11 protein-coding genes are annotated in these 18,071 nt (G+C 45.8%); 7 read left to right on the top strand and 4 right to left on the bottom strand.

The window, feature by feature from the left end; translation table 11 throughout:
* Positions 1 to 33: 33 nt before the first annotated feature.
* Positions 34 to 2,997: a bifunctional diguanylate cyclase/phosphodiesterase gene (locus L1271_RS02285; protein ID WP_235366665.1), complete on the bottom strand. Its 2,964-nt coding sequence runs from the start codon at positions 2,995 to 2,997 to the stop codon at positions 34 to 36.
* Between the two features lie 371 nt (positions 2,998 to 3,368).
* Here L1271_RS02285 and pheA point away from each other — a divergent pair, with 371 nt between their 5' ends.
* Positions 3,369 to 4,523 carry a prephenate dehydratase gene (pheA, locus tag L1271_RS02280; protein WP_235366664.1) on the top strand — a complete coding sequence of 385 codons (1,155 nt, stop codon included), beginning with the start codon at positions 3,369 to 3,371 and terminating at the stop codon, positions 4,521 to 4,523.
* A 514-nt stretch (positions 4,524 to 5,037) separates the two neighbouring features.
* Here pheA and L1271_RS02275 read toward each other — a convergent pair.
* Together L1271_RS02275 and L1271_RS02270 are read right to left on the bottom strand one after the other, a co-directional pair.
* Entirely contained in the window at positions 5,038 to 7,878 is a 2,841-nt protein-coding gene (locus tag L1271_RS02275; RefSeq protein ID WP_235366663.1) for a discoidin domain-containing protein, read from the bottom strand.
* A gap of 144 nt (positions 7,879 to 8,022) precedes the next feature.
* A complete protein-coding gene (locus tag L1271_RS02270) occupies positions 8,023 to 11,007 on the bottom strand; it encodes a TonB-dependent receptor (protein ID WP_235366662.1) in 2,985 nt (994 codons plus the stop codon).
* A 384-nt stretch (positions 11,008 to 11,391) separates the two neighbouring features.
* On the opposite strand from L1271_RS02270, the gene L1271_RS02265 reads away from it, so the two are divergent.
* Together L1271_RS02265 and L1271_RS02260 are read left to right on the top strand one after the other, a co-directional pair.
* Complete coding sequence (locus L1271_RS02265) at positions 11,392 to 12,138, top strand: copper homeostasis protein CutC (RefSeq protein ID WP_010606704.1); 747 nt, start codon at positions 11,392 to 11,394, stop codon at positions 12,136 to 12,138.
* The gene (locus tag L1271_RS02260; protein ID WP_235366661.1) at positions 12,135 to 12,995 is read left to right on the top strand and encodes a BadF/BadG/BcrA/BcrD ATPase family protein; all 861 of its coding nucleotides are present in this window, start codon (positions 12,135 to 12,137) and stop codon (positions 12,993 to 12,995) included. Before L1271_RS02265 ends, L1271_RS02260 begins: the two co-directional genes overlap by 4 nt.
* On the opposite strand, the gene L1271_RS02255 is transcribed toward L1271_RS02260, so the two are convergent.
* Positions 12,975 to 13,709, bottom strand: coding sequence for an AraC family transcriptional regulator (locus L1271_RS02255; RefSeq protein ID WP_102057162.1), 735 nt, complete (start codon positions 13,707 to 13,709; stop codon positions 12,975 to 12,977). The genes L1271_RS02260 and L1271_RS02255 overlap by 21 nt on opposite strands.
* A gap of 157 nt (positions 13,710 to 13,866) precedes the next feature.
* On the opposite strand from L1271_RS02255, the gene L1271_RS02250 reads away from it, so the two are divergent.
* Genes L1271_RS02250 through L1271_RS02235 form a run of 4 tightly spaced genes read left to right on the top strand, consistent with a single transcriptional unit; the run spans position 13,867 to position 18,071 of the window.
* Positions 13,867 to 15,027, top strand: a complete 1,161-nt coding sequence (locus L1271_RS02250) for a Gfo/Idh/MocA family protein (RefSeq protein WP_235366660.1) — start codon at positions 13,867 to 13,869, stop codon at positions 15,025 to 15,027.
* Between the two features lie 7 nt (positions 15,028 to 15,034).
* Entirely contained in the window at positions 15,035 to 16,090 is a 1,056-nt protein-coding gene (locus L1271_RS02245) for a sugar phosphate isomerase/epimerase family protein (RefSeq protein ID WP_102057164.1), read from the top strand.
* A gap of 14 nt (positions 16,091 to 16,104) precedes the next feature.
* Complete coding sequence (locus tag L1271_RS02240) at positions 16,105 to 17,322, top strand: MFS transporter (RefSeq protein WP_235366659.1); 1,218 nt, start codon at positions 16,105 to 16,107, stop codon at positions 17,320 to 17,322.
* 53 nt (positions 17,323 to 17,375) lie between these two features.
* Positions 17,376 to 18,071 (top strand): 3-keto-disaccharide hydrolase, encoded by a 696-nt coding sequence (locus L1271_RS02235; RefSeq protein ID WP_095727396.1) that lies wholly within the window; start codon positions 17,376 to 17,378, stop codon positions 18,069 to 18,071.

The raw sequence follows: 18,071 nt of genomic DNA, 5'->3' as shown, positions 1-18,071 counted from the left end.
TTATTTTCAGCCCCAAGCTTTGGGGCTGAGTCGCTATACCGCTGGGGCAAACCGCAAAATCTCGGCTTCACTTAACGGCGGGCTGTAGTAATAACCTTGTACAATATAGCAGTTATTTTTCGCCAAGAACGTCATCTGAGCCTCAGTTTCCACCCCTTCAGCAATAACCTGCAAATTTAATTTTTGCGCCATCGCAATGATAGCTGCAGTGATTTCCATATCGTTCGGATCTTCAGGGATATCCTTTACAAAGGAGCGGTCTATTTTGAGTATATCAACTGGGAAACGCTTAATGTAACTCAAAGACGAATAGCCTGTACCAAAGTCGTCAATAGACAGTGAAACACCAAGCGCTTTGATATCTTTAAGTTGTATGATTGCCGCTTCCACGTCTCCCATCAGCATACTCTCGGTAAGCTCAAGGTGCAGTAGAGTCGGCTCCATCTCAGTTCTGTCTATAATATCTGACAGCGTGCTGATCAATTGTGCATCTTTAAACTGCCTCGCAGAAAGGTTGATGGATATGTTGGCAATCTTCCCCGCGGCTTTTAAACGACGAGAAAAATGGCACGCTTCTTCTAACACCCATGCACCAAGCTCTACGATTAGGCCTGTCGCTTCAGCAATTGGAATAAACTTACTTGGCGGAATAGTTCCCTCGCTTGGGTGGAACCAGCGAATAAGCGCTTCATAGCCTACAACCTCTCTACTTTCACTGTTCACTTGTGGCTGATAATGCAAGGTAAATTGTTGCGCTTTAATTGCTATACGCAGCTCGTTTTCTATATATAGGCGCTCGTTAGCAGCTTCGTCTAAATCTTGGCTATAGAAATGGTAAGTGTTCCGCCCTTTTGCTTTGGCCTGATACATTGCCAAATCTGCATGTTTAAGCAGCTGCTCTTCTTCTTTACTGTCAAACGGAGCCATGGTGATACCAATACTTGCACTGACGATCACTTCGTTATTCCCCAGTTTTATTGGTTCTGCCAGTGTCTTTTGAATGATATTGGCAACTTCCATGGCATTTTCTCGCTCATTGATGCCACTCAGTAACACCGCAAACTCATCCCCACCCAATCTGGCAATGGTATCTTCTGCACGGAGCCGCTTTTTCAATCTCGTCGCGACTTCAAGCAATAAGCGGTCACCCGCGTCATGTCCCAAGGTATCATTGATGCGTTTAAACTCATCTAAGTCAAAGTAAAATAGAGCAAAGGCGTAATGACCACGTTCGGCAAGCGCCATGGATTTACGTAACTGCATCCTGAAAAACGTTCGGTTGGCAAGGCCAGTTAAGGTATCAAAGTAAGCCAATTCTTCCATTTTACGCTGGCTTTCTTTTACAAACGAAATATCTTGGGCTGAGGCGACATAACTTGAAATTGCACCGCCTTCTTCACGGATCGGCGACACGCTCAAACTGACCCAAATAGGCGCCTCTCTGTTACCCGCCAACATGGTATCCCCGCGCCAATGATTGCGACTGCGTAAGTCAATATCGATATCATCAATGAGAATTGCCATGTCTTTTGAAATAATACTCAAAAGCGGAGAGCCAATAAAATGCTGTTCATCATAGCCCGTCATTTCCTGCATTTTTGGATTGACGTACTCAATTTGAAAATGCTCATTGGTCAATACAACGCCTGTACCAGAGAAAGCCACAGCTTTTGACAAACGGTTTGCCGCCTTTTCAGCGATTTCCTTTTCTGTAATACGTTGATTTAGGCCATTTACAAGCTGTTTTATCTCAACACTCATGTCATTAAATGAGGCGTTCAATTGACCTATTTCGTCATCGGTATGCGGCAAGGTTGGCGTATCCCACTGCCCTCGGCCAAATCCCTTCACTGCTTTAACAAGCGCATTGATGCGTTTGAGTACTAATTGATATAGAACCTGATGCAGTAATATCGCAACAAAAATGGCATACAGAATAAACAAACCAAAGAACTTAACTTTAAGCTCTTCAATGGCCGAGATAGCCGACGCCCGCTTCTTGTAGATCCCAATGTACCAATCTAAATTGGCAATATGGGTCACGTGCATAATATGCCAGTTGTCTTTATACCTAAATTCATCTTGGATATTTGGTAGCTTAGTAATAAGTGCAGTTTGTACTATTTTACTCAAGTCTTCAGGTAGTTTGTTGTGGTCCAATAGCTGCCCGGTCGTAGCGGTGGTTTTAAACAGACCGGGAGCTGCCAATAATCGGCCCTGTTTATCAAAAACGATGAAACCTTGCTGATGGTCAGATTTAGGTAGTTTTTCGAGTAAGGTGGTCAACTCTATATCACTACCCGTTAACCCAAGATATTTGTCATGTAGGTATAAAGGCACCAAAATACTGACCACCCACTTGTTCCAAACCCTATCAAAATACACGCCCGACCATACCGCTTCCCTCGTTGGGTTTTGTTCAGCATGTAAAACAGGCAAGTTATGAAGCTGATTATTTACCAGCCTAGGGTCTTTCGCTAATAGGGCATTAGGAGGCGCAACACGGACAAACCCGTCTTTTGTAGAGAGATAAAAATTAAAGAAATCCTGTAACAGTGGGGGCGCAAGAATATTCCAAAGCAATTCAGATTCAGAAAATAACTTTTGCACTGACTGTAATTTTAAATCGCCAGTATACATAGCTGCAGAAAGGCCATTTTTGGCTGTACTCGCTAAGTTTTCGCCACGCTTGTCGACACTCGCTTGTGCGCCAGATAAATCTTGAACACCGTAAAGTAAGTGTTTGGAAACCACTGAATTGGCTTGTTCGGCCAAGTTGGCTTTAAGATCGAGGTAATTTGAGAACTGATTGTTCACCTGCGCACTAAAACGCTTAAGCTCATCATACTCTTCATAGATCAACTGCTTTTCTTCAGATTTTAGCATCAATGCCGCAGCAAAAACGCCCGCGATCAAACACACGGCCGAAATCAACATCGACAGCTTTACACTTAAAGAGCTTGCACCATATCTTGATGGGGGACGACGATTGCCCACAAGTTAACCTATTCTTTTATTTTCAGTGGTGGTGTTGCCTGAATATACCAGAATATTTTTCGACTCGCCAATAAGTTACGTTTGATTAACGTACTTAACTCTCTGAGATTGGGCACTTATCTATCAAATAACTTAGGTTTTTGCCCATACGTCCAAAGTAGGACTTGTTTTCTCGTTTAGTTCTATGCTAATAATGTATTCAGTTTCAAAGTAAGGTTTGAATAAATGAATTTCATCACACGCAACAGCAACACATATTTCTTTTTTAGCTTCTTTAGGTGAAGAGGCTTGACTGTTCGCGAGTGAAAAAGAATAGCTAAGCCTCCCAACTTCGGGAGGCTTTTTTTTTGGCTAAATGGGAGTGAGGACCTATGACACAAAATACATTAGATGCCCTTAGGCATGACATCAATGAGATAGATTCAGAATTACTGATTTTACTGGCAAAGCGACGTCGCATTAGTCATGGCGTGCTGGAATATAAGATTACCAACAACAAACCTATCCGTGATGAAGCACGTGAGCAGGCATTGCTGGAGAAACTGATCCGATATGGTAAATCTCTGGGTCTTGATGCCTTTTATATAAACAGCGTTTTCCAAACTATCTTAGAAGACTCTGTATTAAACCAGCAAGCCATGCTGCAAAAGAACTTAAACCCCGATGCCGTAGGTGATACACACCGCGTTGCCTACTTGGGTGGACAAGGCTCTTATAGCCAGCTTGCTTGTCATAAATACTTCAGTCGTCGTCCCGGTAAGCTTGTGGAAATGGGTTGCCAAAGCTTTGAGCAAATCACCGAGCAGGTAGAGAAAGGCCAAGCTGACTTTGGTATCTTACCTATTGAAAATACCAGTTCAGGCAGTATCAACGAAGTATTCGATTTATTGCAACATGCGCAAGTATCTATTGTGGGCGAAGTAACGCATACCGTAGAGCATTGCCTCCTGGCTTTGCCAGACACAGAATTACAAGCGATCGACAAAATTTATGCGCACCCTCAACCTTTTGCCCAGTGCAGCCGTTTTATTCAAGGTCTTGGGGATATTCAGCATGAAACTTGCGACTCAACCTCTAGTGCATTAAAGCAAGCTGCAGAGCACCCAAATAGTGCCGCGATTGGCTCTGCACAAGCTGGTAAAAATATGGGTCTAGAAGTGGTGAAGTCTGGCCTTGCGAATCAGACCGAAAACCATAGCCGCTTTATTGTGGTAGCAAGAAAAGCACTTCAAGTGTCTACTCAAATCCCAACGAAAACCAGTTTAATTATGGCCACCAAACAGCAAGTAGGCTCACTTGCTGACGCGCTGATGGTATTTAAACAGCACAATATCAATATGGTTAAGCTAGAATCACGCCCAGTACCTGGTAACCCTTGGGAAGAAGTCTTTTACGTTGATTTACTTGCTAATATTGCGGACTCACAAGTCCAAATAGCACTTGAAGAATTAAAAGATCATACCCAGTTTGTACGCTTGTTGGGCTGCTACCAAAGCGAGTCTTTGCAAGCCGTAGATGTATTATAATCCCAATTTGACTCAATACTTGCTCAATTTGAGGGATTAAATCTGACGCTAGCTGCGTTAAAAATTTCTCATTTAGAGCAACTAAATAGCAAAATTTTTGCCTTGCCTACACGGAGGTAGGTACCTTGGCGATAGCAGGACGCGGTAGCGGGGCTATCGACAAGATTTTCTTGCCTCAAAATAGACCTCTTAATTAACCTGAGGTTTGGATAAGGAATGTTCCAACTCATTGTTTCTAAAGAACAGCTTAGTTTTTTCCTTTTCTAGCCAGAGAGTTTTAGGGAAAACAAGGCGAATTTACGCACCAATAGCTGGCTATTGGAAGTGAATTCAACGCAGTTAGCGCTAAAACTGGCTGCTAGAAAGGCATTAATTATCCGCAGCTCAGGTTAATTAAGTAAATTGGCATAATCAATCATATTAAGTCACTCTCATTGAGAAAAATAAAAAGCCAGAGCGCAAATCGCATTCTGGCTTTTTTGGTTGAGATTTATTTAACCTTAGGTTATTCAGGCTATTTGCCGCTAAGGCCTAGGAGCTCGATTTCTGAGATCTGTACTAAGCCATCGTTATTCGCATTTTTGCTAATATTTAGACGATAACTGCTATAGGCAAAAGCATTGGAGAAAGTAAACGCTCTTCGTTGTAAGCGCTCATCCCAGCTCTCACCCACCCAAACCGCGACTTCTATCCACGTATCACCGCCATCATTAGAACCCAGTAACTGGAAGTTTTCGGGATCGCGCTCTGGTGCATCATTGGCACTGGTGATTGCCAAACCACTCACAATCTGTGGCGCAGTAAAATCGGCTTGGATCCAAGATGGTGATTCCTCTGTTGGCGGGCCTTGCCACTCATTGTGATCTAGCCATTTTGTCTCGGTATCATTATCAAACGCTTTTTGTTCACTTTCTGCATCTCCAATACGATTACGCGCGGTGAAGCTTGTTCCAGCCAAGTCAGACAAATCTTCAAGTGCATACTGAGGTCCAGCGAGTTCAATTTCGGCTATTTGCACTAATCCATCATTGTTCGCATTTTTACTGATAGACAAGCGATAATGTGAGTAAGCCAAGCCATTAGCAAACGCGAAGGCACGACGTTCAAAACGCGATTCAAACGATTCCCCTACCCAAGTATTTAATACTTGCCACACTTCCCCATCGTGAGATGCTAAAAGTTGGAAGTTTTCAGGGTCACGCTCCGGTGCATCATTGGCGCTAGTAATGTACAAAGTATTTACCGCTTGCGCTTGCGGCAAGCTAACTTGAACCCAAGCCGGATTTTCAACAGTGGGTGGCCCCTGCCAGTCGTTGTGATCGAGCCATTTAGTCTCAACATTTTTATCAAATGCTTGCGCTGCGCCCTCTGAATCACTAATGCTAAAACGCGCCGAGTAACTCGCACCTTGTACTTGTGCATGATCTAATCCAGAGATTTCTGGCCCGATTAATTCAATCTCAGCAAGCTGCATCAGGCCATCATTATTTTTGTTCTTGGTTATCTCAAGACGATAGCTTTGGTATGGCAATTGATTCGCTACCGCAAAGCTTTGGCGCTCCCCTCGCGCTTCAAAAGATTCACCAACCCAATTACTCAACTGCTGCCATGTAACCCCGTTATCGTTAGAGCCAAACAAAGCAAAGTTCTCAGGATCTCGCTCTGGTGCATCATTGGCGCTCGTTATCGCAAGCTGATTAACCGCCACCGCCTCATTAAAGTCTACTTGGATCCATGAAGGCGCTTCGACGGTAGGCGGGCCTTGCCAATCATTATGATCTAGCCACTTAGTAGTTGGATCGTTATCAAATGCCTTATCCTGGTTTTCCCCCTCACCGATACTATTGCTTGCCGTGACCGCAAACGTCTCAGTATCCGTATGGTCAACGCTCGGATAAACCGGCCCAACAAATTGAATTTCTCCAATTTGCAGTAAGCCATCGTTATTTTTGTTCTTTGTCACTGCAATTCGGTAGCTTGTATACTTTTGCGCATTGCCAAATACAAAGCCTTGACGTTCAAAGCGCGCTTCAAACGACGCCCCGACCACATTACCCAAATTAACCCAACTCGCGCCCTCATCGTTAGAAGCTAATAAAGAGAAGTTTTCAGGGTCTCGCTCTGGGGCATCATTAGCACTGGTAATGTAAACACCGCTAATTGCTTGTTGAGTGGGAAAATCCACCTGGATCCAAGACGGCGCTTCCTCAGTAGGTGGCCCCTGCCAGTCATTGTGGTCAAGCCATTTAGTTTGTGTATCGCCATCAAATGCTTTGTCTGCACTCTCAGCATCACCAATAGCATTTCTTGCTGTGATAGTGGCACCTGATGTCACGACTTGCTGCATCGGTCCCGTGGATACCGGTTCATCAAATAATGGTAACGCTAAGTCCATAATACTATCGGCACTAAGATCTAGCTGCGCAGTTAATGGGTGAGCTTGAAGCGCGTTGTAAATTGGCAATCGAAGCGCTTCAAGTGCAACTTCATCACCGCCAAGTGCGGCGCTAAGATTGCTAGCTGAGTCGCTTAAGACGCCTTGCAAAGAACCTTGCTCGTCAAACTGTGCAAACGCGGCATTGAATAGAGAAAGCTTTTGCACACTTTCGGAAACATATGTCATCTCGCAACTTTGCTCACCAGAGTCAGAGGTTGCGCAAGTTTCTCCTAATTCAAAATTCGTTAATTGATCAGCGCTAACCACAGGTAACTCAAAAACATTGATGTTCCCGGTTTGCCAGCCAAGGGCCCGAAGCAATAACGCAGACATCTCCACTTTTGCCAATGCCATTAATTCGGGAGTAGAGACATTACGCCCCTCAGCAATTTGCTGCTCTACCAGCATGGTTGCTAGTGTCGTCAAGGCGTTGATTTGTATGGTAGCATCAGCACTGCCATCGGCATTTGAACCAAACGGCACGGCGACATGACTCAAGGTAGCCAAAGTCACACCAGCAATGTAATCGCCACTTACCTGCTCCCCAATTCCTACTGAGCCACAGCGACTGGCGTCGCAGCGCATCTGCGAGCCTTCACTCGTTGTGGCGGTCACTTTAATGGTGGAATTAATGCCAAACCCGGCTTTACCCGTCAGTTCAATAAACAACTCCCCCGATTGACTGGTTGCCGAGTTCTCATCCATCATCATGCTAGAGCCATTGAGCGCCGTCACCGAAATGCGGGCTTGGCTCAACGCGCCTTTTATCACTGAACCTGATACTTCTGCCGTCGTCACAGCAGGGGTTACTGGCACTTCTTCAACTTTTGGGTCATCGCTCCCGCCGCCACATGCAGCCAATAAACTGCTAACGGCAATGAGCGGGATCGCATTTCTTATTTTATTTAACGTTTTCATATTTATCCCTTCTTACATATCAACCAACTCGTGTGACTAGGCTGATATAAACGCACCACAAGCAGGTGATAAGCCGTGATATTGTTTCTCGTTGTGCTGACACGACTTCACCCTGTTTGCATTACTTTATGGTTATCGCCAAAGTTAAAATCGATAGGTGATCCCGGCATAGTAGCGCTGCCCGGTGTAGCTGCTGCTGCGCAATCTCGCTTTAGAATCTTCACCATAAAAGGTTCTCGGTTCTTCTTTGGTTAGGTTGATCACAGACGCGGTTAGGATCAGGTTTTCCATCAAGTTATATGAAGCGTTCACATCAACTTGTTGGTATGGTTCCTGATATACAGTGAGCCCGTCAGCAAGCCCCAAAGCGGTTTCTCCTCGGCGGTTATATGATGCTCTGACACTAAAGGTGTCATTCTCGTAATAGGCGGAGAAGTTAAATTGATTATCGGCACTGCCAACAAGCGCAGACTCACCGACCTTTTCACCGTCTACGCTAATGTCTGCCTGATTGGTATCGTTTAGGGTGTAGTTAACGTTGAGACCAAAGCCATTGTCGAATGCATGTTGTGCAAACAGCTCTACTCCCCGAGAGGTTGCGTTTGTACCATTGGCGGTGGTGGTAAACGGCGTGACGGTAATATCACCCGGCGGTACAATTTCAACACCGGTAAAAGGGTTATCAAAGCCCTCAAACGGCCTTACAGAGGTAATAATCAAGGGCACGATAAAGTTATCTACGTCTTTGTTGAATACCGCAATGCCAACCGCAGATCCTTCGCCATAATAATACTCCGCAGATAAATCCATCTGTACCGATTCAAATGGTTTTAGCGCTTTGTTACCACCTGAGCCGCGCCATCCTGGCTCCACAGGGTTGCCTCTAAACTCGAGCCTGTCGTCTGCCCATTCTTGAGAGATAAAGGTCAGCTGCTCTGGTGCCCCCATGTCGTTGAACGGAGCTCGAGACATCGTTTTGGCGATAGCACCACGTATGACAAGATTGTCGCTGGCATCCCAGACAATATTGAAGCTAGGCAAAAATTGCGAGTCGGTTACGGTACGCACGGTGGTGGTTTCAACGTCAATAAGGCGCTCATCACCTAAAATATCCTCTTCGGTGACATCATCAATGTCATCTAAAAAGTAGTTAATTTTATCCGACGACATAATCTGCGTTTCGGTCTCGACATAGCGTACCCCGATGTTTCCTCTAAAATCTCCAAAAGAAAAATCGGCCTGTAGATAGGCGGCCATGATCTCTTCTTCTATGTCGAACACAAAATCAGGCTCACGGCGCGTGTGCTTAACATATTCACTGGTCACGATTTCGCGGTATCGATCCCAATTGATCGTGGGCATCGCATTCACTTCAAAACCGCCTGGGATATTTTGTTCAGACGTTGCATTCAAAATATCCTCCAGTTTTGGCATACCCCCAATCCACTGATAAGACACTTCATCAATGGCACCTTGACTAAATGGATCTAGCTCGCCACTGGCAATTCTGTCAGCCCCATCTTGAGTAATGAAGAAGGTGTTGTTGGTTTCGCGGTGTAGTGTTGCTTTACGATATTTAGCACCGACGCGCAGCGTATCAACGATGCCGTACCCGACGCGATAATCAAGGTCTAACTGAGCATAGTCCTCTTCTAAGTCACTGACGACAAAGCTTGAACCTGTCGAACCCGGATCGGGATCGCCGGCAATACCAGCCTGAAGGTTAGACAACAAAGCGGGATCGGCGTACAGCGACACTCTGTCACCTAATCGCCACCCTGCAAATGAAGCGGCGTTTTCAACCTGCCCGGAATCGCTGCGACTCTCAGGTTGGCCGCTTTTATACGCCGCACTCCAAGATTCTGAAGGGCCACCGCTGGCTTCAGTGTGACCAAATTTACCGCGTAAGTCATATAAGTCACCGGCATACTCAAAGGCGAAGTCGTAGGTATCCGAGGTATCTTTTTCTACCGTATAACTACCAATGATCCAAGGAAATTCAAGATTCCCTTCAGTGCCACCAGCGCCACTGGTAAAGTCCATGCCAGTCACAATCGTACCGGTTTCGTCTAGAGTAATACCGGTAAGATAATCTGGGTTGTACTTCCATTCTGGGATCCACATTTGTGACGTGGTGCGATTTTGCCCAAGCTCAAAATGAAAATGATTGAATGTTAAAGATAAATCGTCTATTGGACGCCATTGAATGGTGGCTTGTAGCCCCTGACGTTCACGTTTTTCTTTGGTTACCCCAATACCTGCAACTTGCGGTGCCCAAACACCATCATAAACGTTACCATAAGCATCTTCTAACGCTGCAAATCGACGTGTACTATCGGCAATCACATTGCCCGCCGTGTCCGTTGCTGGCAAGTCTGAACTCGTTGCCCAACGCCAACCGCCACCGCCCGACATATCACCGCCTAAAGAGCGGTTGGTACGGTCTTGTTTGGTATAACCAACTAGCAAGCCAAAGGTTTCTTCTTCGTTCTTCCAAGAATAAACGCCGCTAAAATTAGGCTCGTACTCTTCAGTCACATCAGCGTAGGTATATTCAACATTCAACGCCCCAGAATTTGCCTCCATATCCAGCGGTTTCCGGCTGTGTAGAATAACCGTGCCGCCAACCCCACCTTCATCTAAACGCGCCTCAGAAGACTTAAACACCTCAACCGATTGCACCATGGTAGAAGGCAACAAAGAGTAACTAAAAGAGCGCGACGGCGAGCCCGGAGAAGACGCGATAAAGTTGCCGTTTAACTGCGTAAAAGTAAGATCAGAGGAAAGACCACGAATACTGACGTTTTCCCCTTCCCCGCCACTACGAGAAATCACCACACCGGGTACGCGTTGCAGTGAATCCGCCACATTTTTATCGGGAAACTTGCCAATGTCTTCTGCTGTAATGGCATCCACAATCGCGTTTGATAAACGCTTAATCGCCAAGTTTTCGGCCATAGATGCGCGGATCCCACGCACCTCAATCGTTTCGATTTCCTGCGCTTCCTCTTTTTCGGTTTCTTCAGCCATTGCCCAGTTAGTAGCTGATAACATAGCGAGGACCAGTGCAGACTTGCTAAATTGCCGTGACCTTCCTGTCACATGGCGTCTGTTATTATTATTGGCCATTCCTATCTCCAAGTTTTTTATAATTTGTAAAGCCACGACGTCCCTTGCTGCTCCATGACGCATGACTTTGTGACGACCCTTTTTTGTTTCCCTATAGGGGTTAATGGTTTGTGAAACACTCGTTCAGAATAGGAGCGCTCTACAAAAAGTGATAATAGAATTTCGGTTTGCACTAAGACAAAATCGGCGTTTAGGTCAAAAAAAGATCCAATTTCAATTTCCTTGGTTTATAGTCTGATTAACATAAAAACTCATTATTAGTTTCTATATCAGGCAATTTAAAAACGTTCCAAACACGTGTAACCAAATGTTTTTATTGAACTAATTAAATATTCAAAACCAAGCATTTTAAACTTTAAAATTATTCAACTTCAAGAGTGAAATATGAATTCGGCAAACTATTCAGGTAAAAACTTGGAAATATGCCTCAGCAGCGATAATCCTCATTTGTTGCAGCGAAATGCACAAATTGCTTTTGCATCAGGTGCAACAAGGATAGAGCTCTGTGGTGTTCTGAGTTGCGGTGGCTTGACCCCAAACCCGACGGCGATAGCGGCAGTTGCCCAGTATTTACCAAGCTTTGGCGAATGTATTGTGATGTTACGCCAAGCACCGCATTTTTTTATTGATGACACCATGCTCTATCAGTTACAAAAAGAGATAGATGGCATTGCTTGCGCGGGTGCAACCGGTATTGCGCTTGGTTTTATCGACGACAATCAGGAGATAGCGGCTGACCACTGTAGCGCACTCATTGCCACGGCAAAATCCTTAGGCCTTTCTGTCACCTTTCATCGCGCCTTTGATGCCGCTGCAAACTGGCAGCAGGCAGCCGAGACGCTGCTAGAGTTAGGCGTTGAGCGGGTCTTAAGCGCCGGCAATACATGGCAAAGTGGTAAAGGCGCAGCGTTTGGTACCAGTCAGCTCATTGCCTTACTGAAAAAACTCAATGCTGAAATCGAAGTGGTGATCGGTGGAGGGGTCAACACGAAAAACGCCGCGGATCTTTGGCTTTTAAGTGAATTTGGTCCACTCTCTCTACATACTCACTCTGGCGTGCATCATGGCGATGAAGTTTGCCCAAGGCTAGTTAATGCAATACTCACCGGATCAGAAAAGGCAATACAATGACAGCATCGAAGCTATTTTTAGGGATTGATGGTGGCGGTACGAAATGTAAAGTCCGCCTCGAGGATCAACATGGACAGCTCCTTGCCGAGGCCACCAGCGGCCCTGCAAACATAGCAACATCAATACATCAGGCCCAAGAGTCAATGTTGAGCGCAACAATGACAGCGCTGACAAACGCAAAAATCCCCCACCACGATATTGCCAACATCAGTGCTTTTGCAGGACTTGCCGGCGCGAATGTCACGACGGCTTGTGAGGCGATGCAGCAATGGCGTTCCCCTTTTGCACGTTTTCAATTTTCAACCGATGCACACATAGCTTGCCTTGGTGCGCATCAACACCAAGATGGCGGTGTAATCATTCTTGGCACCGGATTTTGCGCGGGTCTGGTGACGCATGGACAATTTAGGGAGTTCGGCGGCCACGGATTATTACTCAGTGATGGTGCAAGTGGCAGTTGGATCGGTTTGAGTTTAGTGAAGCATGCCATCGAGGTGCTTGATACACTGTCCCCTAGCAGTCTGATGATTGAGTCGTTTTTGGCTGCCATGAATTGCCACAGTACCGAACAGCTAGTCAAACTCACGCTAAACGCCACTCCCCAGTATTTTGCCCAGTTTGCTCAACATGTTTTTGCTACGCCAAACGATCCCTATGCTGAGCAAATCTTAAGTAGCGCGGCACGGTTTATTGAGCGTTATGTCCGTCATTTGCAGAGCTTAGGGGCACATAAAGTCGCGTTAGTTGGAGGCATTGCCACGCCCATTCGTCCATGGTTAGCTTCTGAGTACGCAGATACGCTGGTGACACCGGCATTACCACCAGAAGTCGCAGCGTTAACGCTCGCTCGACGTTAATTCCTTACGTAATTGCGACGGGATTTCACCAAATAAACGACGAAACTGCTTGCTAAAATAACTTGGCTCTGAAAAGCCACACTGATAAGCGACTTGTGATACTGGTAAACGTGTTTCGACCAATAATTTACGGGCATTTTCCAATCTCACTTCGTTGATAAATTGATTGGGAGTTTTGGCTAAATGCTTTTTAAATCTACGCTCCAGTGCGCTTACCGACAGGTGAGCAAGTTCCGCCAATTCTTCGATACAAATATGACGATGGTAATGTGCCCGAATAAATTCAACGGGCGCTTCAATGGCTCTTACGTGAGACAACGCCTTTGACGTTTTCGCTAGATGTCGTGTAACACCATAAGTGCCCATAATCGCATTCTCGCCATCAAGTAACACTTTTTTTGACGTGGAAAACCATGCCAATTCCCCATTTGCGGTTTGATTGAGTTCTAATCTATCCGTCACGATAAAGCCTTCCATCACTCGTTTATCATCGTTAACGTATTGGAATGCCAAGTGTTGCGGTGAAAAGTCAAAATCGGTTTTCAGTAAGATTTGATCTAGGGTTTTATAGCCCTGATGTTCAACAAAGTGTTGGTTCGCATACACTATTCTACTTTTTGTATCTTTGACCCAAAAGAGGATGTCTGGGATCAGATCAAATGCTGCAATCAATTGATTTACGCCAGCTTTATTCAATATTGTTTGCTCTTCCATTGCCCTACTTACCGCCTTTTTATAATTATAATAATTTATTTTAAACGCCGATTTTGTTGCATTGTCAACCGAATTTTTATTATCACTTTGGCGCCTCTGTTACCTATTATCAATAACATCAGATTAACTTACCTCGATAACTCGACGGAGCTAAACGATGGACAATAACAAAATCCGCATGGCCATGATCGGTGGTGGAGAAGGCGCTTTCATAGGTGCAGTGCACCGCATAGCCGCGCGTTTAGATGGTCAAATTGAACTTGTTGCAGGCGCATTTAGCGCCGATCCAAACAAAAGCCTAGCAATGGGCCAGCAACTCGGGCTTAACCCAGCACGTTGCTATGGCAGCTACCAAGCACTCTTACAACAAGAGGCGGAACTACCAGAGTCGGAGCGCATCCACTTTGTTGCCATCGTGACCCCAAACCATTTGCATTTTCCGATTGCCACAGCCGCGATCGAACACGGCTTTCACGTCTTGAGTGACAAGCCAGCAACGCTCAATTTATCTGAGGCCCTGCGTCTACAAACACAGCTTCAGAAGAGCAATTGCTTGTACGGATTAACACACACCTATACCGGCTACCCAATGGTGAAAGAAGCACGCCACCGCATCGCAAATGGCGAACTTGGCAAAATACGCAAAGTCGTCGTTGAATATAGTCAAGGGTGGCTTGCAAGTGCTGATGACGAAAACAGCAAGCAAGCCAGCTGGCGACTAGATGCAAGTAAGTCTGGCGTGAGTTGTTGTATGGGCGATATCGGTGTACACGCAGCGAACCTCGCCGAATATGTGAGTGGCTTGGAGATAGAGGCGCTTTGTGCGGATTTAAACACGGTTGTGTCCGGCCGACAGCTCGACGATGACGGCACAGTGTTACTGCGCTTTGGCAACGGTGCAAAGGGCGTGTTGATGGCAAGCCAAATAGCACTTGGCGAAGAAAATAATCTCACCTTAAAAATCTATGGTGACAAAGCCAGTATCGAATGGTCGCAAATGGAGCCTAATAGTTTGTGGTTACGTGCGGCAAACGCCCCAGCTCAGTTGATCCGCACAGGAGTGGGTTCACTTAGCCAAGCAGCCATTAGCGCAACTCGTGTGCCAGCCGGTCACCCTGAGGGATATCTGGAAGCATTTGCAAATATCTACCTTAACTTCGCCAGCCTTATTCGTGCACACCAGCTGCAACCCGATGTGCAGCACGAAGAATTTGACGTGCCAAGTATTAACGCTGCAGTCCGTGGCATGGCATTTATTGAAAACGCGGTCGCAGCTAGTGCAAAAGACACTAAGTGGCACCCCTTTACCATTGGATAAAATAAGAATGAAGCAAATTAAAGGACCCGCTATTTTTCTCGCGCAGTTTGTCTCGGACGAGGTGCCATTTAACAATTTTAATAGTATTTGCCAGTGGGCAAGTAACCTAGGTTATAAAGGTATTCAGCTACCAAGTTGGGAACAGCGACTGTTCGATCTGCAAAAAGCCGCTGAAAGCCAAGATTATTGCGACGAGATCACTGGTATTGCTGCAGAGCATGGCCTTACTATTTCAGAGCTATCAACCCATTTGCAGGGTCAATTAGTGGCGGTGCACCCAGCTTATGACCAAATGTTTGACGGCTTTGCACCAGCAAAAGTGCATGGCTCGCCTCAGGCTCGTATGGAGTGGGCAACCGAGCAGCTAATGTTAGCGGCCAGTGCCAGTGCTAAGCTTGGGCTAACTAGTCACGCAAGCTTTTCTGGCGCCTTGCTCTGGCATACCTTTTACCCCTGGCCACAACGTCCAAATGGCTTGGTGGAACAAGGGTTTGAGGAGCTCGCAAAACGCTGGTTGCCTATTTTGAACCGCTTTGACGAGGTTGGTGTGGATGTCTGCTACGAGCTTCATCCAGGTGAAGATCTACACGATGGCGTGACTTTTGAGCGCTTTTTAGCGGCGACGAATAATCACCCGCGAGCCAATATTCTTTACGATCCAAGTCACTTTGTTTTACAGCAATTGGACTACTTAGCGTTTATCGACATCTATCATGAACGTATCAAAGCGTTCCATGTAAAAGATGCCGAATTTATCCCCAATGGCCGCTGCGGTGTTTACGGCGGATACCAAGGATGGCAACAACGGCCAGGACGGTTTCGTTCATTAGGTGACGGACAGGTCGACTTTAAGAAAATATTTAGTAAGTTAACACAGTACGGTTTTGATGGTTGGGCTGTATTGGAATGGGAGTGCTGTATTAAGCACCCTGAAGATGGGGCCAAAGAAGGTGCCGAATTTATCAAACAGCACTTGATAAGACCAACCGAAAAAGCCTTCGATGATTTTGCAGGAAGTAGCACCGATACCGAACGCAATAATCAAATCCTCGGCATAAAATAAACAGGACTACGACCATGAATAATAATAATCATAATCGGACCGTGTTTCAGCTCTGTTGCCTTGCACTGGTCGTCACATCAATGACGTTCGCTATTCGCGCAGGCATTTTGGGGCAATTAGGTGCACAGTTTGGACTCTCAGATACAGAACTTGGTTGGGTTAACGCCATGGCATTTCTGGGCTTTCCCGTCGCAACCATGTTAGGTGGCGCAATCTACAACGCCATTGGCGCTAAAAAGTTAGTTGCCCTCGCCTTTATTTGCCACTTTGCAGGATTGGTTTTAACCATTACCGCTGACGGTTTTTGGTTACTGCTGATCTCGACGTTTTTAATCGGCTTTGCGAATGGTTCAGTGGAAGCTGGCTGTAATCCACTGATTGCCGAAATGTATCCGAAAAACACCACGACCATGCTCAACCGATTCCATGTCTGGTTTCCAGGCGGCATTGTGATTGGTGCTCTGGCATCGAATGCCATGACTGCATCGGGCTTTAATTGGCAATGGCAAGTTGCTTTGATATTAATTCCAACGCTGATTTACGGAGCAATGATGGTCAAGTCACGGTTTCCTGAATTTGACCGCACAGATCATTCTACCACCAGCAATCTCAAGCACCTGTTTTCTCCGCTCTACCTATTTTTAATTTGCTGTATGACATTAACAGCAACCACTGAACTTGGTACACAACAGTGGATTGAACGCATACTGGGAGCGTCAGGCGCCTCTCCTATGATGATCCTCGCAATGATCACAGGCTTGATGGCATTAGGTCGCTTCTTTGCCGGCCCAATAGTCCACCGTTTTAATCCAACAGGCGTGTTACTCGGCTCTGCGGTATTGGCAACCGCGGGGATTTTCATGATGAGCCAAGCACAAGGGTCAGCAATCTACTTGGCCGCAATATTATTTGCCTTGGGTGTCACTTATTTTTGGCCAACCATGCTGGGCTGTGTTGCAGAATATACCCCAAAAACAGGCGCACTTGGTATGTCTTTAATGGGCGGTGCGGGGATGTTCGCTGTCAGCATGTGGAATCCAGTAATTGGTAGTTGGATTGATTCGGCGCGACTCGAAGCCCAAGCAGCAAACTTAACCGCGCAGCAATCAGAACTAGTTGCAGGTCAAGCGGTGCTTGAAAATATTCTGTTATTCCCGGCCATTCTCATTGCCGCTTTTATCGGCCTTTACCTTTATATCAATAAAAATAAACGCGTTGAGAAATACGCGTAATACCCTTTGTATTAAGTAGCAACAAGTAAAAAGTGAACAGACGAGGTTCCAATATGCTCAACTCTATAAAAATACTAACGCTGGCATTGGCTGTTAGTTGTGCGGCTTGCGCTAGTACAACTGACAACCAATTGAGCCCGCAAGAACAACAAGCCGGATGGCAACTGCTTTTCGATGGCAAAGATATGTCGCAATGGCGCAACTTTAAAAGTGACGGCCTAAGTAGCCAGTGGCAAGTTAAGGACGGCGCGATGACACTTACCCAAGGTGGTGGCGGCGATATTCTGACCAAAAAACAGTATCAGAATTTTGAGCTCCAGCTCGATTGGAAGATTTCTAAAAAAGGCAACAGTGGGATCTTTGTATTGGCGGATGAAAAAGGTGGAGCTATATACTCCCACGCCCCAGAAATCCAAATTCTAGATAACAAAGAACACCCAGACAATAAAATAGACTCTCACCTTGCAGGTTCTATTTATGACCTGTTTGCAGCGCCAAGTACGGCACATAAACCTGCCGAAGCTTGGAACCAAGTTCGCATTAAGCTACAAGATAGTCACCTACAAGTTTGGCAAAATGGTGTAAGCACGACGAGTATCGTGATTGGCAGCACCACTTGGAATGCTTTGGTTAAGAATAGTAAATTTGCAACATGGCAAGGGTTTGCTGAAGGTAAAAAAGGCCACATCGGCTTGCAAGATCACGGCGACAAAGTCTGGTTTAAAAACATTAAGATCAAGGAGCTGTAA

Origin of the sequence: Pseudoalteromonas sp. OF5H-5, assembly GCF_021530695.1 — a bacterium.
In the GTDB taxonomy this organism is placed as follows: Bacteria; Pseudomonadota; Gammaproteobacteria; order Enterobacterales; family Alteromonadaceae; genus Pseudoalteromonas.
Note: the sequence above shows the minus strand (reverse complement) of the source record. Positions and strands in the feature narration are given on the sequence as shown.